Below are 20,258 nucleotides of genomic sequence, written 5' to 3'. Positions count from 1 at the left end.
GGGATACTTCCCATACCGTCCCCACCTAATTCTCATTATTTCGGAGCCGCCATGATTGGCCCAGATCTTGTAGAGCTAGCCCAGACGCTTGGGTTCAAGATGGACGAACGTGACGGAAGGATCACGTTCTGGATCCCCTGCATGGGACTAGTCATTCATGCTGAGCCTCTTGGCGAGGGGCAGTACCTTCCCTATATCTCCCAACAAGCATCTTCATGGCATTGGTCGGGCGAGCGTAGCGACATCGTTGACACTTCCTCTTTCGCCCTGGCCGCCTATCTCCAAAAGCGGGGAATAGCTTCGTATCGGTTCTTCGACGCGGACAATGGAATGGGCTGGGATCTACCTGAACTGCACCATCGATTTCTAATTCCAGTCCAGCCGATCAACGCCAGCCATGAGATGACCCCAGAATCCATGGGTTCTCTACTTTCGGAAATTCACGAATTTGGCGCGTTGATGCATCTATTCCTACCCGACTACTGCCCCGCGAATCACGGAGAGGAAGACGATTTAGACTTCTGGCCAAATGCCGACCACCTGGCAGGCTCTTTGAACTCAGGGCTTCCTGAAGTTTTTGACCTGGAGCGGGACGGGCACTCCACGCGTGAGACTCCAGATATAAAGTACTACAGAACACACGCTGGCGACATCTCGGTCACCAGAAATAAAGGCCTCGCCAGCTTCATGCGCAATGTAACTGCACAGGAGAATGCCCAGCCTTTCCGTCGACTTCCGGGAATCGATGGCGACTTTATCATCTCGGGAGAAATTCAGAATTTCATCCCCGGAGACAAAATCGGCCTTATCGGCCAAATCGCCGCCGCCGCGGGTGAAAGCCAAATCGAGCCAGAGTCGATCGTGACCATTCCGTTCGAGAATGCAGTTCTGGGCGTCACTCAGGAGCATGCAATCCTCCTGGAAGCCTCATGCGGTCGCTACGCCTTCAATGAAGCGCGTGAAGCACTCGCCGTTCGGCGACAAGCAGAGGCTGATTTTCTATTCTCCCCGTCGGGATTCACATGGAGCGAAAGGATCGATGGCCAAGCTTTTGAAGACATGGTCCGAGATCTACTATCTTGCACGTCATGGATCTCCTGGGTACGAGGAGCCGGGCCTGCGAGGGAACGTGATGGGGGTCGCGACCTCATCATCGGTGCCGCGGTCGCGGACCTCCCCAATCACTCGTGGAGCCAATCGGAAGCCAACGTCAATCACATTACGGCAGTCGTTCAATGCAAGGCACACGCGAAGACTGTGGGATCAAGCGACGTACGGGAGATTCGAGATGCCATCGAAGATGCGGGGGCCCGCGGGTTCCTACTCGTGGTGTCCAGCAGGGTCAGCTCATCACTGACTACACGGCTACAACACATCCGTGACAAGAACGGGTACTGGACTGACTGGTGGGACCGGAAAGAAGTTGAAGCTCTCTTGAGGAAAAACCCAGACATTCTCGCCCGCTATCCAGAAATTGTCAAGCCATCCAACTAACGGCTATTAGTTAGCGGACACTCAGCAAGCACAATTTCACAGGTCCGAGATATGAGTCGCCCTCCTGCACTCGGACCTCTCAAGCCGCCTTCGAAGCATTGACCAAATGCCTCGTTATTTCGAATCCCCAGGTCCGATCGCGAAATAACGGGTAACTCTTGGCAATTACATTTTCGCGAGAGTCCTGCCGGTTACACTACCTTTCGCCAGGCGAGGCGCTACGGTACCAAAAAAGAAAATCTCGCGCTCCTGGCCGTGAGCTGCATGCCCGGCCAGGAGCGCTTGGGATTTTAAGTTTCGTGGTCAGTCCTCGAGATAGGGGGGGAGCCTAAACGTCGCAACGTCTGCTCCACGAGTAGTTGCGATGCGCACGCGAAGCTGTTGGACGTCGTTAGAGGGCATCTTGTCACCAAGGACCAGATAAGTCAGCAGGTCAGCGGCAAGATTATAGTTCTCCTTTTTCGTCAGGATGTTGTGGGCGGAGTTGATCAGCACGTCTCGCCAGAGCGGGCTCGTGATCTTCCAATCAATGCGGTAGGCACGTTCGACGACCTCCGAAAGCGCGCGGGCGGGATCAACCTTCAAGATCTGAGACAGCGCTTGGAAAAGCACAATGTGAGTAGCGGGCTTGAAGAGGAGACCATAGTCAGCATCCTTAGCCCGGAGCTCAGGCAACACTTTCGTGTTGTCCCGACCGTGCTTAAGCATCGGCATGCCATCGAGAACGGTCGTCCACCATCCCTGCACGTGCTCATAGCCCTCGTCGAGGGTCTCCTCTTCAGGCCGAACGTGCGTCTTCTTCTCGTTGAGTTGATCCGCCATGTTGTAGTGCTCAGCGATGATTCGAACGGTTTCGTAGACGGCACTTAGGGTGGTCAGTTGAACACTTCGGTCAGCGATGGTATTGGTCTTGTAGTTGACCAGCGACTCGCCTTTATGGTTCTTCCCTGCTAGGGGGCCATCATCGTCCGCAAGGCGACGGGTGAGGACGGCAAATCCGTCGTCCTCGCTGGTCAGAATGTTGTCTCCGCGGCTGGTGTTCTTTGCGTAGCGATTAACCTTGTTGAAGAGCTTGCGGGTGTGCTGAGTCGAGATGCGCGGCACGATGATGACGGTCACCTCATCGTCCGAGACGTACCTGGCTTCCGCGCCCTCGACCGTGCGGCCAATGACCACCTCCCGGAGCGCGGCGAAGCGGTGCTGACCGTCAAGAACGATACGATCGCCGCTCTCGATGGTCAGGAAGCCGAAGGACTCCTTAGACATGGTGGACCGGTACGCCTTCGGCAGGTTTTTGGCTACCTCGCTGAAAGACTCGAACTCGGGCTCTTCGTCCGCATCGAGGAGCAAAATGAGCGCTCCGAAGAACCGGTCCGGGGAGTTCGCCAAGTAGGGGGCGATCTCCGTACGCACCCGCGTGTCGTTGAGCTCGCGTTGCAGGCGCTCGGTCAACCCTGTGGTCGCCCACTCCTCATGCTCGCTTGCGGGCCGCGCGACCTGCACGAGGTCGCTCACCTTCATCGTCGTGACGTAGTACGGCGTCGATCCCATCTTGGCCCGAATCGCCGTGTGCACAGTCGCCATGCTGCCTCCAAGAGTTGTTTGCAGGACGAGCATAGATGTTTGCGTATACAGTTTGCAAGCCAAGCCAGCGTGTTTGCGCAAACAACGCCAGTATGTCACGCACGGTTGGGCGACCGTAACTCTGAGAATCTTGGGCGTCGGCGCCCGTGCCACCGCTGTGCACACGCCCGGGCGCGGCAGTTGGTCGCTGATTCTCGCGTTGGGCGTGTGTTGGGCAGCGAACATCAGTGTGCACAGCCCGATCCCGAACGTGCTGGTCAGACGCCACTTTCGTTCACATCCACCGGGGGCGGGGGGCGGTCTCGGGCCCTGAGCCTTTTTTGGTGATGGGGGCCTGGGAATTAGCCTTCCACCTGCGGTTTCCGGGGTTCAACCGATCTTCGCGACACAACTGCGGTTCTGGGCGGGAAGCCGGAGTGATGCAGGTTGTTGCGGTTTGGCCCGGGGGCTGACGGCGCGTGCGGGGCATGCGCGGGGCAGCCGCAGGGGGATCTGGTCTGACGTCCCGGCGATTCACGTCGGCTTGTGGCAATCGAGTGGGGTTGTCTCGACACTTCGGGGTGCGGACGGGCGCGGCGGGGGTGGGGGGCGGACGCGTCGCTGGTGGAGGAGATCCTTCGCGGGGCTGTCGAGGATGTCTGCGCGCTGCACGTCGATACGTGCGACTTGGCGCATCCGAGCAGTCCGTCCAGCACGGTTGCGCTGCTGCGGTGCGGGTGGATGTCGTCGAGTACTTGGTCCTGTGCGACTCGCCCATCGTTGTCGAGACCGGTGTCGGGGGTTCGCGGTGTGATCCGGGCTGCGGAATCGGGAGGAGTCGCCGTGTCCGGCGACGGGTGTTGGTTGACAGGGATCGGCATGTGGAATGCAATATATTGCATGCCGGTTCCCCAAGCCCGTGGGCTCGTGACCAAGTCCCTGCTCCGCGACAACGCGTACCGCGCGATCCGCGACGCGATCGTCGACGGCACGCTCGCGCCCGGCGAGCGGCTCAACGACATCGACCTGGCCGCGTGGCTGGGCGTCAGTCGCACTCCGGTACGCGAGGCACTCGCACGCCTGGAGCAGGCCGGCCTGGTGCAGAGCAAGCCCGGCAGCCACACGCGAGTCAGCCCTCTCGACGTACGCGCCGCGCGGTCCGCGCAGTCGGTGACGGCCGCAATGCACGAACTGGCCGTACGCGAAGCACTCCCCAACCTCTCCGCCGCCGAACTCGGCGCCATGCGCCAGGCCAACGTGCGCTTCGCCGAAGCCCTGCGCCGCAACGACGTCGACGCGGCGATCGCCGCCGACGACGACTTCCACGGGGTCGCGGTGGCAGCCTGCGCCAACCACGCCGTACGCACGGTGCTGGAGCAGTTCACGCCCGTCCTGCGGCGTCTCGAACGGCTGCGCTTTTCGTCGCTGGGCGGCCGGAGTTCGGTCGGCCAGCATGACCGCATCATCGCGTTGTGCGAGGTGGGGGACGTCGAGGGGGCCGCGGCCGCTACTCGCGCCAACTGGCAGACCCTGGTTCCCCTGCTGGACACGGGACTTCCGGACGCCGGACCGGAGGCGGAGGCCGAGCCGGAGACGGGGACGGGGACGGGGACGGGCGGGCCTACGCCCGGACCGGCTTGATCCGCCGTACCACTCGTAGCCCACCCCTCAGCCACCTGCAGCGACCCGCGGCCCCGCCCACAGACCCCGGGCCGCCCGACACCTCATGGAGTCCCCATGCGCCTCGACGCGTTCCCGCGCCATCCCCTGCTCTTCGGCCCAAGTCCCGTGCACCTACTCGACCGGCTCAGCGCGCACCTCGGCGGGGCTCGCGTCTGGGCCAAGCGCGAGGACTGCAACAGCGGGCTGGCGTTCGGCGGCAACAAGACACGCAAGCTGGAGTACCTGCTCGCCGACGCGCTGGCCCAGGGCGCGGACACGCTGGTCAGCATCGGGGGCATCCAGTCCAACCACACCCGGCAGGTCGCCGCGGCGGCCGCGCACGCGGGGATGAAGGCCGTTCTGGTTCAGGAGAGTTGGGTCGACTGGCCCGACCCGGTCAACGACAAGGTCGGCAACATCCTGCTCTCCCGCGTCATGGGGGCCGATGTACGCCTGGTCCAGGCCGGGTTCGGCATCGGGTTCAAGGAGAGCTGGCACCAGGCCCTGGACGACGTACGCGCGGCCGGCGGCACACCGTACGCCATCCCCGCCGGGGCCTCCGACCACCCGCTCGGCGGCCTGGGTTTCGCCCGCTGGGCGTATGAGGTCCAGGAGCAGGAACGCGAGTTGGGTGTCTTCTTCGACACCGTCGTGGTGTGCAGTGTCACCGGCAGCACCCAGGCCGGCATGATCGCGGGCTTCGCCGGCCAGGACCGGCCCCGCCGCGTGCTGGGCATCGACGCCTCGGCCAAGATCGACGAGACCCGGACCCAGGTGGCCAAGATCGCCCGGGCGACCGCCGAACTGATCGGGCTGGGACGGGATTTGCGCGAGGACGAGATCACCGTGCTGGAGGGGTGGGCCGGCGAACTGTACGGCGTACCGGTGCAGTCCACGCTGGACGCCATCCGCCTCACCGGCAGCCTGGAAGGCGTCATCATCGACCCGGTCTACGAAGGCAAGTCCATGGCCGCGCTCATCGACCTGGTACGTGACGGGCACATACCCGAGGACTCCAACGTCCTGTACGCCCACCTCGGCGGCCAACCCGCGATCAACGCCTACAGCAGCCTGTTCGGCGCCTGAGACGACAGGGGCCCAACCGGGCGGCCCACCGGCAGCCGGGCAGTCAGGAGGACAATCGGGAGTCCGACCGACCAGTCGGCGGCCAGTCAGCCCGCCCAAGGGGTCCATCCGCCGATCGCGGCCGTCGCGGCGCGGGCGGCATCGGCCGTGGCGCGGGCCCATGCGTCGCACGTACGGGCCGGAACTCGTCGTCGGCCGACCACGACGGCGATGCCGTAGCGCTGGGCCCCGTGCCGGTCGTGCACCGGGGCGTGGATGCTCGCGACGTCCCGCGGGCCGGTCGTCTGCGGGTCCGCGTACTCGCTCCAATCCGCCTCGGGCAGATAGCCGCGCAGGGTCGCGATCACCGTCTCCGCCATGCCGGAAGTGATCAGGTTGGCCAGGACTTCGTTGCGTGCGGCGGGAGTTCCGGCGAGGTGTTCGACGAGGTAGCCGCGCGTACGCGCGTCCTGCACCACGGCGTTCAACACGCCGTGTCGCGCCGTCACCGGTACGAGCGGGGTGCGGGCCAGCCAGTCGTGCAGGACCTGGTCGCCGCTCCACAGCAACTGCGTCAGCCCGAGCGGCGGTACGGCCGGGAACCGCTCGCCGACGAGGTCCCGGGCCGCGGCCGCCCGGATCGCGCCGGCGCGGCCGACCACCACGATCTCGTCCTCTCTCATCGACGTCAGCAGGCAGCTGAGCCCCAACCGCCGGTGTAGCGCGTGCAGGTGCGGCAGCAGCGCGTCGAGCGGAGTGGTGCCGTCCTCGGAGGCGCGGCCGATGCGCCCCAGGGCCGGGCCGAGCCGGTACGCCTTGTCCGGTGTCCGGTGCGCGTACCCGGCCTTGGTGAGTGTCGTCAGGATGCCTAGGCACGTCGGCTTGCTCAGCGCGAGGCGCTGGGCGATGCGCGCCAAGGTGAGCGGCTCACGCGGGTGTTCGGCGAGCAGGTTGAGCACTTGGGTGACGCGCTCGGTGGGTGGTGAATGCCGTTCGGGCACCGTGCACCCCCTCTCGTGTCGCCTCGTCGTGGCTGCCGACGCCACTGCGCCGAAAGATTTTTGAGGTGCCGTCAGGTCGAACGCCGGGCCCGCCGTTCGCCGGTGGTTCCAGCTGTGGAACGCGGTACCGCGCACGCCGCCGTGCCCGGAACGGATTGACGCGTTCCGCCGTGGATTCTGTTCCGCATATGGAACGCCTGTTCCAAACAAATCAGCACTCCCTCGGGCCGTCAACCGTTTCGGCCACCCTTGATTTCTTGTCAAAGGCAAGCATTATGGGCTGCCAGCGCCGGGACACCACCACACCGATCAGGGAGTACCGATGGCCTTTTGGCCCGCCCTCGCCGCCCGTCCCGACGATCCGAGACGCCGCCCGCGGCGCCTGCGGCCCCGGCGTACGCTCCGGCTGCCGTCCGTCGTCGCGGCGGCGGTCGCACTCGCTCTCACCGCAACCGCATGCGGCGGCGGCTCCGACTCGTCCGGCGGCGGCTCGTCCACCGCACCGGTACGCCAGGGCGGGTCCATCACCATCCCGCTGCCCGTCGAGTCGCGCGGCCTGGACCCCTTCGTCGCCTCGTACACCGCGACCGCGGACGGCAGTCGCATGGCGGCCCTGTACGACTTCCTGATCACCCTCGACCCCAAGACCGGCGAGGTCACCCCGCGCATCGCGGAGAGCCTGGTGCCGGACGCCGCAGGCAAGGTCTGGACGCTGCGGGTGCGGCCCGGGGTGACGTTCACCGACGGCACTCCGTACGACGCGGCCGCCGTCAAGGCCAACTGGGACGCACACGCCGACCCCGCGATGAAGTCCCTGCGCCGGGGCCTCGTCACGGGCGTCACCACCGAGGTCACCGGGCCGCTCGAACTGCGCGTCACGCTGGCGACGCCCAACCTGAGCTTCAACCGGACCGTGGCGTACGGCCTTTCCTTCATCGCCTCCCCCACCGCCTTCCGCGCCGATCCGGCCGGGTTCGCCGCGAACCCGGTGGGGGCCGGTCCGTTCAAGCTCAAGGACTGGGTGCGCGGCGACCACCAGACGATGGTGCGCAACCCCGGCTATTGGAAGGCCGGCCTCCCGCACCTCGACCAGGTGACGTTCAAGACCGTGTCCGACAACCAGCAGATCCTGTCCGCGATTTCCACCGGGCAGGCCGACCTGACCGTCATGTCGGACGGACAGGCGGGCGAACAGGCCGCGGACAAGAAGCTCAAGGCCGACACGATGCAGGTCGACGGCGGGCAGTTCTTCCTGTTCAACCTGAAGCGCGCGCCGTTCGACGATCCGCGCGCACGCCGCGCGATCGCGCTCGCCATCGATGCCGAGGACCTGACCAAGTCGCTGTTCAACGGCCAGGTCCAGCCCGGACGCGGGGTGTTCCGGGAGAACTCGACGCTGATCGACCCGACGGTGCCGCAACAGCCGGGGTACGACAAGGCCGAGGCACAGCGGCTGTTCGACCAGCTCGCCGCCGAGGGCAAGCCGGTGAACTTCACCTTCCTGACACAGCAGCACGCCACCGCGCGGAAGACCGCCGAGTACATGCAGAGCCGCATCAACCAGTACAACAACGCGCACATGGAGATCGAGGCGTTGGAAGTCGGCGCGTACATCACCAAGGGGCTCGTCAACCGCGAGTTCCAGGCGCAGAACTACGGGATGTGGCAGGCGGATCCGGACCCCGCGTTCGACACGCTGTTCCGCTCGACCAGCACGTCGAACTACGGCGGGTACTCCAGCCCGGCGGCCGACGCCGCCCTCGACGCCGCCCGGGCGGCCGCCACGCCGGAGGCCCGCAAGCAGGCGTACACCGACCTGGTCCGGGAGATCGCCAAGGATCTGCCCGTGTGGGTGTGGCAGGAAGCGACGACGTCGACGGTCTACCGTCCCCAACTCACCGGCGTGACCCTGGTCAACGAAGGGCAACTGGCCATGGACCAGATCGGCCTGACCGGCTGATTCGACCGGCAGACCGACTGGCACGTCGTACGCCGAGCGCCCGTCTCCCCCGCGTGTGGGGCGACGGGCGCTCGGCGTTCGCGTGCGGTCGACCGGCCGGTCAGCCGGTCAGCCGGTCAGCCGGTCAGCCGGTCAGCCGCGGGGAGGGTCCGCCCGCGGCGTTGATGACGCCGTCGACGACGAGGCCGATGCGGCAGGCGGCGTCCTCCCCGGCGACGACGCCTGGCTCGTGACGGGGTACGAGGAGGTTCGCGCGCTGCTCGACGACAACCGCCTCGGGCGCTCCCATCCCCGTCCCGAACTGGCGCCCCGGACCGGGGAGTCCGCCCTCCTCGGCACCCCGGTCGGCAACCACGGGACGGAACTCGCCGACCACGCACGCATGCGGCGCATCCTCCAACCGCTGTTCTCACCACGCCGGATGCGGGCATTGCGGCCACGCATCGCGCAGCTCACCGCCGAACTCCTGGACGATATGGAGAAGAGCGGCAGCCCGGCGGACCTCGCTCAGGCGCTCGCACTCCCCCTGCCGATCCTGGTCATCTGCGAGCTCTTGGGCGTGCCGTACGCGGACCGCGACCGCTTCCGCGCCTGGTCCGTCGCCGCCGGCGACGTCGACGCTACCCGGTCCGCCGACGGCCTCACGCAACTCTACTTATATGGACGTGAGTTGGTGGAACTCAAGCGCCGCGATCCGGGCGACGACGTCATCTCGGACCTGTGCGCGGCGGACGGCCTCAGCGACGCGGAGATCGCCTCGCTGTCGATGATCCTGCTGTTCGCGGGCCACGAGACAACCGTGGTGCAGATCGGGTACGGCGCACTCTTCATGCTCACCACGCCCGGCGAATGGCAGGCCCTCGTGGCGGACCCGGCCCGGGTGGAGCCGGTCGTCGAGGAGATCATGCGCGCACCGTCCGCAGGCACCGGCGGAATGCCGCGCTGGGCCAGGACCGATCTGGACATCGCCGGAGTGACGGTACGCGCGGGCGAGTTGGTACTACTCGACACCTTCACGGCCAACCACGACCCGGCCGTCTTCGCGGATCCCGAGCGCTTCGACCCCGACCGGACGACCACGCAGCACCTCGGCTTCGGCTACGGCGCCCGTTACTGCGTCGGGGCGCCGCTGGCCCGCATCGAACTCGCGGAGGTTTTGGGGCAGTTGGCGGCCCGCTTCCCCGACCTGCGCCTCGCGGTGCCGACCGTCGACATCCGGTTCACCCAGGACCAGTTGACCACGGCCGTGGTCGAACTTCCGGTCACCTGGTGAGGCTTCGGCAACGCTTGGGGTGGTCGGCACTCGCCGGCCGGCGGCCCGGGATCAACGCCCGAACACGGCACCCATGGCGTCGGCCACGAAGCGGTTCATCGGCAGCAGCACACGCCGGTAGGTCCACCGGAACGGCGGCACGACCACGGCCGTCCAGACCACGGCCACTCCGACCAGCACCGGCTTGAGGGCGAAGCGGTAGACGAAGCGGGACGGGACGACCACCACCGCGCCGACGATCACGGTCGCCACGCGCCAACCGAACGTCAGCACCCGGCGGAAGGCCCGCCACAGGGGCTTGAGGACCCACTTCCAGAGCGCGGCGAGCGGCCGGATCACCAGGTTGACGACGAGCGTCCAGCAGACCCATATGAGGACCCGGGCGGTCGGGCGAACCACGTGCTTCCAGGTCAGTTGCCCGAGCGGTTTGAGGACGCGCCGCCACAGGTAGCGCTCGACCGCACGTTGGAGCGGCTTGAGGATCTGGTCGAGCAGGAACGCGAGGACGGGCGTGAGGATGATCCCCCACAGCACGGTCCGCAGCAGCCAGCCCCACAGGAAGTCCCGGAAGAACGCCCATCCCGGAACGAGGATCCAGCGGTGCACGAACCTCGCTCCGGGCACCAGCAGCTTGCGGCCGGTGAACACCATGCCGATGAGGAGCAACCGGCCTGTCAGCTTGAGGAGTTCCCAGAGCAGGCGAAACGGGACCAGGAGGACGACGGCGATGCCGCGGGCGGCCCAGCGGCCCGCGGTGGCCGCGGCACCGGTCCGCGCCACGGGCACCTGCGGCCCCCGATCCCGCGCGTCACGCTCCTCTGCACGCCGATCGTCGTCACGGTCGCCGTCGCGGTCGTCGTGCCGGTCCACGTCGTCGCGGTGGCCGTCCCGGCCGCCGTCGCCGCCGCCGCGTTCACGGTCCCGGTCATCGCGCTCCCGGTCATCGCGGTCCCGCCGATCGCCCTCCCGCGCATCACCGTGCCGCTCACCCCGGTCCGGCATCCCGCCTTCCGGCAACTCCCCGTTTGACACCCCGCCCTCCGGCGACTCCCGCGCCGCCGACCGCGCTTCCGGCGAAGCCCCGGGCAACTCCGGTCCCCTTGGCGGTGGTTCGTCGCGCCGTACCCCCTCCCCCGCCGCCGCACTCCCGTCGTCGCGCACAACCCCCGGCATCGTTTCTCCCCACGCTCGTCCCCCGGCTCGAACCGTAGTTGAGCAGGCATCCGGAAGACAGCGTTCAGATACTCAGATCCACCCACGAAGCGTGGTGAGTTTGTCCGGGTTGCGCATGACATCCACCGCGGTGATGCGCTGCCGGTCCACGGTGAGCGCGATGACCGACAGTGTGCCGTCCGGTTCCCGCAACACCAGGCCGGCCGTCCCGTTGACCGTCACCATCCGGATGTCCATCGGTGCGGGCGCGGAGTACGCCAGCAGCAGCCGCGCGATGCGTTCGCCGCCGCGCACGACCACGCGCTGCGCCGACACCTTGCCGCCGCCGTCGCCGCGGCAGACCGCGTCGGGGTCGAGCATCGCGACGAGCGCCGCCAAGTCGCCGCCCTGACAGGCGTCGGCGAACGCGGCGACCAGGCGGCGCTGCTCGTCCGCGGTCGGCGGGAACCGCGGCCGCGCGTCCTCGACCTCGCGGCGGGCGCGCGACGCGAGTTGCCGCACCGCCGACGGCGTGCGCCCGACGACCTCGGCCACCTCGCCGAACGACATGCCGAAGACGTCGTGCAGCAGGAACGCGGTGCGTTGCGCCGGCGACAGGGACTCCAGGACCACCAGCAGCGCCATGCTCACCGACTCGTCCAGGGTGACGCGCTCGGCGGGGTCGGTCGCGGCGGCGGGTTCCACGAGGGGTTCGGGCAGCCAGGTCCCGACGTACCGCTCGCGGCGCGCCCGGGCGCTGCGCAGCGCGTCGAGGGCGAGACGGCCGACCGCGGTGGTGAGCCAGGCCCGCAGGTCGCGGACCTCGGCCGGGTCGTCGAGCCGGCGCAGGCGCAGCCACGCCTCCTGGACGCAGTCCTCGGCCTCGGACGCCGAGCCGGTCGTGACGTACGCGACCTTGAGCAGGTACGGCCGCTCCGCCTCGAACGCACGCGCGAGCTCGTCCTCGTCGAAGCCACCCGAGTCGCCCGAGCCGCCCAAGCCGCTCCCCGTCCACCTGCCGGACCCGTGCCCACCGGCCTTGCCCACACCGGTGCCGCCGACCTCTTCACCCGGGATCCCGCCGGTCATCACGCACCTCCGCCTGTCGTCCACACACTGGCACGCAGGAAGGACGGGACAGCTCGCGGATGTGTGACATTCGGGGTCGCGGCGGTGGCGTACCCTCCTTCGACGTGGCTCGAATCGTTGTCGTCGGTGCAGGTATGGGTGGACTCGCTGTCGCGGCCAGGCTCGCGGTCAGGCGCCACGAGGTGACGCTCTGCGAGCGGTCCGACGGCGTCGGGGGCATGCTCGAGTCGGTCGACCGCGACGGCTTCGCCTTCACGTCCGGCGCGGCGGTGCTCACCCTTCCCGCCGTCTACCGCGATCTCTTCCTGAAGACCGGCGCGGCCCTCGAAGAGTGCGTCGACCTGGTCGGCGTCGATCCGGCGACGCGGTGCTCGTTCGAGCGCGGCGCGACGGTCGTCGACATCCCCAATGCGACGCGTGCCGGTGCCGCCGCGGCCTTCGACGACGCGTTCGGCGCCGGTGCGGGGGCCGACTGGAACCGGCTCCTCGACCGCGGCGCGGCCATGTGGGGTGTCATGCGCACCGGCTTCTTCGAGGTGGCCTCCGAGCCGGACCGGCCGCGGCGCGCGTCGGGCGGGTTCCGTGACTTCCGGACCACCACACCGTGGCGGCGCCTGCGGCCGCTGGTCCGGTCCAACGTGCGCGACCCCCGACTGCGCGCGCACGCCGAACGGTTCGCCCTGGACACGGGCCTCGACCCGCGGCGTGCCCCCGCGACGCTCGCGGTCCTCCCGTACCTTGAGCAGACCTTCGGCCTGTGGACGGTACGCGGCGGCCTGCACAAGATCGCCGAGGCCCTGCACGCCCGGTGCCTGGACCGCGGGGTGAAGTTCCGCACCGGCACGGACGTCGCGGACGTGTCGCTCGCCGGCGGGCGCGTCGACGGCGTCCTGCTCGCGGACGGCGGCCGCATCGACGCCGACGCCGTCATCTGGGCCGGGCCGTCGCAGGGCCCGCTCGCAGCCCGGGCGCAGGCGCGAACGGCCGCAGCGCCGGGTACCGGCGCGGCCACCGGTCTCGTCGAGCTGCACCTCGCGCTGCGCGGCACCACGCCCGAACAACCCTTTCGCACCTACCTCTTCCCGGACTCGCCCGCCGACGAGGCGGAGGCGCTGTACGCCTCCGACGCCCGTCCCCCGACGGATCCGACCCTGTGCGTGCTGGCCCCGGAAGGCGGCGCACCGGACGGCGACGAGGCGTGGACGGTCCAGGTACGCGTCCCCGCCCACGGCCGCGGCAAGGGTCTCGTGGACTGGGAACAGCCCGGCGTACGCGACGACTTCGCGCGCCGGCTGCTCGACCTCATGGCACAGCGCGGCCTTCCGGTCGCGGATCGCCTGCACTGGTACGAGATGCGCACGCCCGCCGATCTGGAGCGCGCCACCGGCAGACCGGGCGGCGGCGTGCCCGCGTGCCCGGTCTCCGGCGGTCAGCCGAACCGCTCGTCGGTCCCCGGCCTGTTCGCGGTGGGGGCCTCGGCCCATCCGGGCGGCGGGCTCATCGGCGCGGGGATGGGTGCGGCGGCGGTGTCCGAACTCGTCGGGAAGGGCTGAGCGGGGAACTCGCCGTAGGTGTCCGGGTGGTGCCGCAATTCCGCGCCGTATGCGCCGGGGTCCTCGCCCGCCTGCGGCCCGTAGCCGTCGGGGCGGTAGCCGTCGGGGCGGTAGCCGTCGGGCGCGTACCCGTCAGGACCGTAGCCGTCCGACCGGTATCCGTCCGGGCCGTGTGCGGCCTGGACCGCGTAGGCGCCGCTGTCGGCGTACGTGTCGTCCTGCACGTACATCTGCTGCGTCTGCGGGTCCGAGGGGTAGCCGTCCTGAGGTCCGTACTGCCCGTGCGCGTTCGGCGCGTAGGCGGGCGGAGGCGGAGGCGGTGCGGCCCGGTCGCCATCCTCGCCGTACAGGTAGCGGTCCGATTCGCCGGTGTCGTAGGCCGCGGCCGGGAGGTCGCTCTGCTCGTACCCGCCGTACCCGACGAAGTCCGCCGGGTCCTGGGAGTCGAACGCGTCGAAGTGCTGCGTGCCCGCACCCGCGGCGACGTCCGTCTGCGTCGGGCGGCCGTGTCGGGCGCGGCGCGCCCGCTTGCGGCCGAAACGCACCGTCCATCCGTGGTAGTAGCCCCGGCGAACCTGCCGCGTGACCAGCAACTGGCCGACGACGAAGCACACTCCGCCGGCACCGGAGACGATCGCGTTGCCCATCGCGACGCCCGCGACGACACCGCCGAAGCCGACGAGGGCGAGCACGCGGTAGCGGAACGGCGCGCCGTGCTGCCACATCGCCTCGGTGAGGAGCCACAGGCCGACCGGGACGAAAAGCGCGTACAGCACGACCATGCCAAGGCTCACCGGCACGCCCTTCTGTCGAACGGGTGAAGGTCCCTCACCCTAACGGGGCAAGGGCCGGTTTCCCCAGCGTCCGCAAAGGCCGTGGGCGCGCGGCAGGCCCGAGTGCCGTCGGGAGGGGTGCCGGTCGAACCGCGCGGAAGGGCGGCGGGACGGGCTCAGGCGTCGCGGTCGCGGAGGCCGAGGTTCTCGTAGATGCGCAGCGTGGCCGACGACCGGTTGAGGGTGATGAAGTGCAGCCCCGGGGCGCCCTCGGCGAGCAGGCGTTCGCCCATCTCGGTGCCGTACTCGATGCCGACCGCCTGGACCGCCGCCGGGTCGTCGGCGACCGCGCGCACCCGGTCCGCGAGGGCGGCGGGGAAGTCGGCGTTGCTGAGCTGGGCGAACCGCTCGATCTGGCCGACGTTCGTGACCGGCATGATCTCCGGGATGATCGGCACGTCGCAGCCCGCCGCCGCGACCCGGTCGCGCAGCCGCAGGTAGTCGTCGACGTGGAAGAACATCTGGGTGATCGCGTAGTCGGCGCCGGCCCGGCACTTGCGGACGAAGTGCCGGATGTCGTCGTCCCAGTTCGTCGACCGCGGGTGCATCTCGGGGAACGCCGCCACGCCCACGCAGAAGTCGCCCGACTCGCGCAGCAGGCGGACCAGTTCCTCGGCGTACGTGAAGCCCTCCGGGTGCGCGACCCACTCGCCCTGCGGGTCGCCGGGCGGGTCGCCGCGCAGCGCCAGGACGTTGCGCACGCCCGCGTCGGCGTACTGCCCGATGATGTTGCGCAGCTCGCTGACCGAGTGCCCGACCGCGGTGAAGTGCCCGACCGGGGTCAGCGTCGTCTCGGTGGCGATGCGCTCGGTGATGTTGACCGTGCGGTCGCGGCTGGAGCCGCCCGCGCCGTACGTCACCGACACGAAGGAGGGGCCCAGCGCCTCGACGCGGCGCAGCGCGTCCCACAGGTGCCGCTCACCCGCGTCCGTCTTGGGCGGGAAGAACTCGAAGGAGAAGGTCCGCTTGCCGCTCTCCAGGAGGTCGCGGATGGCGGTGGCGCGAGCCGGGCCCAGCGGCCCTCCCGAGTTGCGGGGCGAAGCGACTCCTACAGACATAAGGGCAGGTTAACGGGACGGCCGGTTGGTGAGGAGTGGTTGTCCGCCCCCCGAGACGCCCATCCGCGCGGCCCGGGGTCGGTGGTACGCGCGACGCCCGGTTACGCTGCTCGGGCCCGGCTCTCGACGGAAGACGACCCGTGACCTCCTCCCAGCCCCACACCTCCCGCACAGTGCACCCGCTCGACCGGGACGGCCTGCGCGAACGGGTCAACGCCGCGCTGGCGGCGTTCATGGACCGGCAGGCGGCGGTGCTCGCCGAGGTCGGGGAAGGCATGGCGCCGGTCACGGCCGCGCTGCGCGACTTCCTGCTCGACGGCGGCAAGCGCCTGCGGCCCGGCTTCTGCTACTGGGGCTGGCGTGGTGCCGGCGGGGTCGACGAGGGCGCGGCCGGTGCCGCGGCGGTACGCGCGGCCACGTCGCTCGAACTGCTGCAGGCCAGCGCCCTGATCCACGACGACCTCATGGACCGCAGCGACACGCGGCGCGGCAAGCCCGCGGTGCACAAGCGCTTCGAGGGCCTGCACGCGGCGTCGGACTGGCGCGGCAGCGGGGAGGGCTTCGGTTCGGCGGCCGCGCTGCTGCTCGGCGACCTGTGCCTGACGTGGTCGGACGAGATGTTCTCCGGCAGCGGCGTGGCGCCGCCGGCGCTCGCCGCCGCTAAGCCGCTGTTCGACGTCATGCGCACCGAGGTGATGGCCGGGCAGTACCTCGACGTGCTGGAACAGGCGATGGGCGGCGGCTCGGTCGAGCGCTCGCGCCGCGTGATCCGCTTCAAGTCCGCCAAGTACACGATCGAGAGGCCGCTGCACGTCGGGGCGGCCCTGGCCGGGGCCGGCGACGACCTACTCGCCGCCTACTCGGCGTACGGGCTCCCCCTCGGCGAGGCGTTCCAGCTGCGCGACGACGTGCTCGGGGTCTTCGGCGACCCGGCCGAGACCGGCAAACCCGCCGGGGACGACCTGCGCGAGGGCAAGCGGACCGTGCTGCTCGCGCTCGCCGCCGAGCGCAGCTCCGGTGCGCAGGCCCGGCTGCTCGACGAGCTGGTCGGGGACCCGGCGCTCGACGACGCCGGGGTCAAGGACCTGCGGGACGTCATCCAGGGCACCGGTGCCCTGGCCGAGGTCGAGGCGATGATCGACGCGCTCACCGGCCGGGCCCTCGCCGCGCTCGACGCGGCCCCCGTCGCCGAGGACGCCCGCGCGGTGCTGCGCGGCCTCGTCGGCGCCGCGACGGTGCGCACGGTCTGAGCGGTCTGAGCGGCCGGAGCGGTCGGAGGAACCGGACGGGCCGAAGCCGTCGGAGCGGTCCGAACGGGCCGAGCCGCCCGCCAAGTCGCCTGCGTCGTCGCGGTCTTGGCTGGCTGACCCGGCCGCGGACGACGCCTCTGGAGGGGCCTCGGACAGTGCCCCGCGCGGGGTCGGAGCCGGGGTCGGGACCAGGGCCTGGGCCGGCGCCCCGCTCGGGGCCGGTGCCGCGTCCTTCCGTACGCCGCCCGCGGCGAGTTCGGTGCGCCGCGCCCCCGGCACCACGGCCTCGCCGGGACCGGGAGCCTGGGGCGCGCCCGCGGGGACCGGTTTGAGGACGTCCGGCGGATAGCGCCCGATGAGCAGCAGCGCGGTCAGGAACAGGCCGAGGACGACCAGCGGCCCGACCAGGCCGGAAGGGTCGTCCCCGGAACTGCCGCCTGCGGATGCGGGTGCGGCGGGTGGCGGTGCGGGCGTCCCGCCGGTGCCGGTGCCGCGCGGTTTCGTTCCGGATGCCGCCCCCGGCTGCGGAACCGGGGGGCGGACCAGTTCGACCGTGCCGATGCGTACGCGGTCGGCGACCGCCGGCCGGCCGCGGGGCGGCGGTACCGCCGGGGGCGGTGCTGCGGCACCGGGGGTGTCGTCCGATCCGCCCTCCGCGTCGTCGTCGGAGGCGGGTCCGGTGCCCGAGTGCTCTTCGGCGGCCTGCTGCACCGGGCGCGGACCGGGCACCATCGCGTCCGTACGGACCGCTCTCGGCGCCGTGGAGGCAAGCAACACACTGTCGTAGACGGCGCCGGCCGGGCGGCGCTCGACGGAGCTGTTCATGGCCCGCAGTCTGGTCAGTTGGTCGCCGCGACCTGCCCGCGTGGCGGCGCGCCGCGAACCAATCACACCGGTGACCACTCGGATGGCGGACATTTTCGGCCGCGCCCCGGCCCATCTTGAACAGAACGGACCAGAAAACGGCCCGACGTCAGATGCGGATCAGCACCACCAGCGGACTGCCCGTGTCGCGCCAGCGGTCCGCCGCGTCACGCAGCAGCTTGCGGGCCGTGGTCCAGTCCCCCGGGGCGCGTTCCGCAAACAGCCGCCAGCGGTCGACGACGACCAGGCGGCGTCCCTCGGCGGGCAGCAGCGTGTCGTCGCTGAGACAGTCCCAGAGCGCGTCCCAGTTGCGTCCGAAGTACGGGGGCAGCCGCAGGTCGCGCGCGCACGCCGCGAAGAAGGACGGCTTGTCCGCCGACTCGCCCAGGTCCAGGCGTACGCCCCACCACCCGTGCGCCCGCGCCGACTCCAGCAGCCGCGGCGCCGCCGCCGCGTGCGGTACGTCGACCAGGTCGCCGGGCAACAGCCCCGACGTCCACGGCGTCGCGTTGCGCACCTCGTGCCAAGTCCTCACGGAACGATCACCCTGAACGTCGCGTAGTGGTCGGACGTGTAATACCGCTCCCCGGACGCTCCCGCGATGATGCGACGTGCGCCCCTGTCGTCGGAGCCGGGTGTGTCCACGGTGTACTCCCGGTAGTACCCGTTCTTCTGCTTCGGCAGGCGCCCTTCGCGGTTGCCGAACACCGTGCCGTCCTTGCCATACGGAAACGGCCCGCCCGCGTCGATCAGCCGCAGCGTCTCGCGCGCCTCGGCCGGGAGTTGCCCGACCCGGACCACGGACATGCCGGGCGGCACACTCGGGGTGGCTGTTGCGGCCGCCCGCGTGGTCGCGGTGGCCGTGGTGCCGACCGTGCCGGTGGTCCCCGACGACGCCGAGGAGGCCCCCGCGGTCGCGGTGCGGGTCGCCGCCCGGTCCGGGGATCCGCCCTCGTCGCCGTCACCGCGGGTGAGAAGGAACGCTACGAGGACCGCGACGACGAGGGCGACGAGCACGCCGCCGACGACCAGCCGGTTCTTGCTCGGCATTTCGGACATATCGGGATGGTGGCATGTCCGCCCCCGATGACCCGGCAATCACGGCCGACGGCCCGCGCGACCGCCCGGGCGACGACCCGTCAGGCGACGGCCCCGCACGGCGGCCCAGGCCGACACCCGCGGGCGCGCGCCCCCGCTACGCCTTCAGGCGCCGTACGAACTCCGCGGTCGCCGCCGCCGGATCGTCCGCCTCGGTGATGGCCCGCACGACCACGACACGGGTCGCCCCCGCCTCGACCACCTCGTCGAGGTTCCCCAGGTCGATGCCGCCGATCGCGAACCACGGCCGCTCGGTGCGGCGCGCCGCCGTGTACCGGACGAGGTCCAGGCCGGGCGCGTGGCGGCCCGGCTTGGTCGGAGTAGGCCACACCGGGCCGGTGCAGAAGTAGTCGACCCCCGGCTCGGCGATCGCGGCGTCGACCTCCGCCTCGGCGTGCGTCGAGCGCCCGATGACGACGTCGTCGCCGATGATGCGGCGGGCGTACGGCACGGGCAGGTCGTCCTGGCCCAGATGCAGCACCTCCGACCCCGCCGCGTGGGCGACGTCCGCGCGGTCGTTGACCGCGAGCAGCCGCCCGTGCCGCCGGGCCGCGTCCGCGAAGACCGCCAGGTGCTCCAACTCCTGCCGGGCTTCGAGGCCCTTCTGCCGCAGCTGCACGATGTCGACGCCGGCGGCCAGCACCGCGTCCAGGAACTCCGGCAGGTCGCCCTGCGCCTCGCGTGCGTCGGTGCAGAGGTAGACGCGGGCGTCCGCGAGCCTGGCGCGAGCGGTGTCCGACCCGCCGGGCTCCCGCCCTATGCCGGTCATACGGCGAGTGCCTGGGCCCGGCGGCGGACCTCGGTCTTGCGGTTGCCGCGCAGCGCCTCGACGGGGGTGCCGGGCAGCGACTCGTCGTCGGTGAAGAGCCACTCCAGCATCTCGTCGTCCGAGAAGCCCGCGTCGGTCAGCACCGTGATGGTCCCGGCCAGGCCCTTGACGGTGGCGTTGTCCTGGATGAATGCGGCAGGCACCTGGAGGCTGCGGTTGTCCCCGCGCCGGACCGCCAGGAACTGGCGCTCCTTGAGCAGTTGGCGGACCCGGGTCACCTCGACGCCGAACATGTCGGCGATCTCGGGGAGGGTCAGCCATTCGCCGACAAGCTTTTCGATGGTGGTCTCGGTCTCGCTCACGCGACCAGGATAGGAGAACGGGCCGACCTCGACGGGTCGGCCCGTTCGGTCCGGGCGCGTCGGCGGGCCGCCGCCCCGGTGCCAGGTCGTGTCTTCAAATTCTCGCCGGGCCCGCGAGCCGTGGCACGCACGCTCGCCGCGTTGCGGACCTTGCCCGGCCAAACCCAGGCCGAGCTGCGGCCCGCGCCTTGCGAGCGCACGCACCACGGCCC

Annotated in this window: 17 protein-coding genes and 1 pseudogene; 8 read left to right on the top strand and 10 right to left on the bottom strand. The window is 69.9% G+C overall.

All coding sequences use genetic code 11. The features are described 5' to 3' along the window. The first annotated feature begins 99 nt into the window (after positions 1-99). A complete protein-coding gene (locus tag ACWD12_RS28720; RefSeq protein WP_450102012.1) occupies positions 100-1,494 on the top strand; it encodes a restriction endonuclease in 1,395 nt (464 codons plus the stop codon). A gap of 303 nt (positions 1,495-1,797) precedes the next feature. On the opposite strand, the gene ACWD12_RS28715 is transcribed toward ACWD12_RS28720, so the two are convergent. After that, the gene (locus tag ACWD12_RS28715) at positions 1,798-3,078 is read right to left on the bottom strand and encodes a DGQHR domain-containing protein (RefSeq protein WP_450102011.1); all 1,281 of its coding nucleotides are present in this window, start codon (positions 3,076-3,078) and stop codon (positions 1,798-1,800) included. An 879-nt stretch (positions 3,079-3,957) separates the two neighbouring features. Here ACWD12_RS28715 and ACWD12_RS28710 point away from each other — a divergent pair. Together ACWD12_RS28710 and ACWD12_RS28705 are read left to right on the top strand one after the other, a co-directional pair. After that, a complete protein-coding gene (locus tag ACWD12_RS28710; RefSeq protein WP_450102010.1) occupies positions 3,958-4,698 on the top strand; it encodes a GntR family transcriptional regulator in 741 nt (246 codons plus the stop codon). Positions 4,699-4,794: 96 nt separating this feature from the next. Further along, positions 4,795-5,805: a 1-aminocyclopropane-1-carboxylate deaminase gene (locus tag ACWD12_RS28705; protein ID WP_450102009.1), complete on the top strand. Its 1,011-nt coding sequence runs from the start codon at positions 4,795-4,797 to the stop codon at positions 5,803-5,805. Between the two features lie 86 nt (positions 5,806-5,891). Here ACWD12_RS28705 and ACWD12_RS28700 read toward each other — a convergent pair whose 3' ends face one another. After that, positions 5,892-6,785: an IclR family transcriptional regulator gene (locus ACWD12_RS28700; RefSeq protein WP_450102008.1), complete on the bottom strand. Its 894-nt coding sequence runs from the start codon at positions 6,783-6,785 to the stop codon at positions 5,892-5,894. A gap of 322 nt (positions 6,786-7,107) precedes the next feature. Between ACWD12_RS28700 and ACWD12_RS28695 the strand changes: the two genes are divergently transcribed. Then, positions 7,108-8,745: an ABC transporter substrate-binding protein gene (locus ACWD12_RS28695; protein WP_450102007.1), complete on the top strand. Its 1,638-nt coding sequence runs from the start codon at positions 7,108-7,110 to the stop codon at positions 8,743-8,745. A 229-nt stretch (positions 8,746-8,974) separates the two neighbouring features. Next, positions 8,975-10,018 carry a cytochrome P450 gene (locus tag ACWD12_RS28690; protein ID WP_450102006.1) on the top strand — a complete coding sequence of 348 codons (1,044 nt, stop codon included), beginning with the start codon at positions 8,975-8,977 and terminating at the stop codon, positions 10,016-10,018. Positions 10,019-10,069: 51 nt separating this feature from the next. Here ACWD12_RS28690 and ACWD12_RS28685 read toward each other — a convergent pair whose 3' ends face one another. Beyond that, a complete protein-coding gene (locus tag ACWD12_RS28685) occupies positions 10,070-10,798 on the bottom strand; it encodes a hypothetical protein (RefSeq protein ID WP_450102005.1) in 729 nt (242 codons plus the stop codon). Between the two features lie 78 nt (positions 10,799-10,876). Between ACWD12_RS28685 and ACWD12_RS28680 the strand changes: the two genes are divergently transcribed. After that, on the top strand, positions 10,877-11,047 hold the full coding sequence (locus ACWD12_RS28680) for a hypothetical protein (RefSeq protein ID WP_450102004.1): 171 nt from the start codon (positions 10,877-10,879) through the stop codon (positions 11,045-11,047). A gap of 216 nt (positions 11,048-11,263) precedes the next feature. Here the strand turns inward: ACWD12_RS28680 and sigJ are convergent, their stop codons facing one another. Beyond that, positions 11,264-12,259 carry an RNA polymerase sigma factor SigJ gene (gene sigJ / locus ACWD12_RS28675; protein WP_450102003.1) on the bottom strand — a complete coding sequence of 332 codons (996 nt, stop codon included), beginning with the start codon at positions 12,257-12,259 and terminating at the stop codon, positions 11,264-11,266. Positions 12,260-12,318: 59 nt separating this feature from the next. On the opposite strand from sigJ, the pseudogene ACWD12_RS28670 reads away from it, so the two are divergent. Next, positions 12,319-13,422 (top strand): annotated as a pseudogene (locus tag ACWD12_RS28670) (phytoene desaturase family protein); the annotation flags it as partial. A 266-nt stretch (positions 13,423-13,688) separates the two neighbouring features. On the opposite strand, the gene ACWD12_RS28665 reads toward ACWD12_RS28670, so the two are convergent. Beyond that, positions 13,689-14,606: a hypothetical protein gene (locus tag ACWD12_RS28665; protein WP_450102002.1), complete on the bottom strand. Its 918-nt coding sequence runs from the start codon at positions 14,604-14,606 to the stop codon at positions 13,689-13,691. Between the two features lie 155 nt (positions 14,607-14,761). Continuing rightward, on the bottom strand, positions 14,762-15,703 hold the full coding sequence (metF, locus tag ACWD12_RS28660; protein ID WP_358350699.1) for a methylenetetrahydrofolate reductase [NAD(P)H]: 942 nt from the start codon (positions 15,701-15,703) through the stop codon (positions 14,762-14,764). Positions 15,704-15,843: 140 nt separating this feature from the next. On the opposite strand from metF, the gene ACWD12_RS28655 reads away from it, so the two are divergent. After that, complete coding sequence (locus tag ACWD12_RS28655) at positions 15,844-16,953, top strand: polyprenyl synthetase family protein (RefSeq protein ID WP_450102001.1); 1,110 nt, start codon at positions 15,844-15,846, stop codon at positions 16,951-16,953. Positions 16,954-17,926: 973 nt separating this feature from the next. Here ACWD12_RS28655 and ACWD12_RS28650 read toward each other — a convergent pair. The 4 genes from ACWD12_RS28650 to ACWD12_RS28635 form a co-directional block, all read right to left on the bottom strand. Continuing rightward, positions 17,927-18,352: a barstar family protein gene (locus tag ACWD12_RS28650; RefSeq protein WP_450102000.1), complete on the bottom strand. Its 426-nt coding sequence runs from the start codon at positions 18,350-18,352 to the stop codon at positions 17,927-17,929. Further along, complete coding sequence (locus ACWD12_RS28645) at positions 18,349-18,876, bottom strand: ribonuclease domain-containing protein (RefSeq protein WP_450101999.1); 528 nt, start codon at positions 18,874-18,876, stop codon at positions 18,349-18,351. Before ACWD12_RS28645 ends, ACWD12_RS28650 begins: the two co-directional genes overlap by 4 nt. A gap of 136 nt (positions 18,877-19,012) precedes the next feature. Further along, positions 19,013-19,684: a thiamine phosphate synthase gene (gene thiE / locus ACWD12_RS28640; protein ID WP_450101998.1), complete on the bottom strand. Its 672-nt coding sequence runs from the start codon at positions 19,682-19,684 to the stop codon at positions 19,013-19,015. Then, positions 19,681-20,046: an Rv2175c family DNA-binding protein gene (locus ACWD12_RS28635; protein ID WP_358350710.1), complete on the bottom strand. Its 366-nt coding sequence runs from the start codon at positions 20,044-20,046 to the stop codon at positions 19,681-19,683. Before ACWD12_RS28635 ends, thiE begins: the two co-directional genes overlap by 4 nt. Positions 20,047-20,258 lie beyond the last annotated feature (212 nt).

It is taken from the genome of Streptodolium elevatio, assembly GCF_053592165.1.
The sequence above is the reverse complement of the archived record's forward strand: the minus strand, read 5'-3'. Positions and strand labels throughout refer to the sequence as shown.

Excerpts from the sequence above, each read along its gene's own strand:
- ACWD12_RS28645 (WP_450101999.1), bottom strand. The coding sequence starts at position 18,876 with ATGTCCGAAATGCCGAGCAAGAACCGGCTGGTCGTCGGCGGCGTGCTC.
- ACWD12_RS28705 (WP_450102009.1), top strand. The coding sequence starts at position 4,795 with ATGCGCCTCGACGCGTTCCCGCGCCATCCCCTGCTCTTCGGCCCAAGT.
- ACWD12_RS28695 (WP_450102007.1), top strand. The coding sequence starts at position 7,108 with ATGGCCTTTTGGCCCGCCCTCGCCGCCCGTCCCGACGATCCGAGACGC.
- ACWD12_RS28720 (WP_450102012.1), top strand. The coding sequence starts at position 100 with ATGGACGAACGTGACGGAAGGATCACGTTCTGGATCCCCTGCATGGGA.
- thiE (WP_450101998.1), bottom strand. The coding sequence starts at position 19,684 with ATGACCGGCATAGGGCGGGAGCCCGGCGGGTCGGACACCGCTCGCGCC.
- sigJ (WP_450102003.1), bottom strand. The coding sequence starts at position 12,259 with ATGACCGGCGGGATCCCGGGTGAAGAGGTCGGCGGCACCGGTGTGGGC.
- ACWD12_RS28715 (WP_450102011.1), bottom strand. The coding sequence starts at position 3,078 with ATGGCGACTGTGCACACGGCGATTCGGGCCAAGATGGGATCGACGCCG.
- ACWD12_RS28710 (WP_450102010.1), top strand. The coding sequence starts at position 3,958 with ATGCCGGTTCCCCAAGCCCGTGGGCTCGTGACCAAGTCCCTGCTCCGC.
- metF (WP_358350699.1), bottom strand. The coding sequence starts at position 15,703 with ATGTCTGTAGGAGTCGCTTCGCCCCGCAACTCGGGAGGGCCGCTGGGC.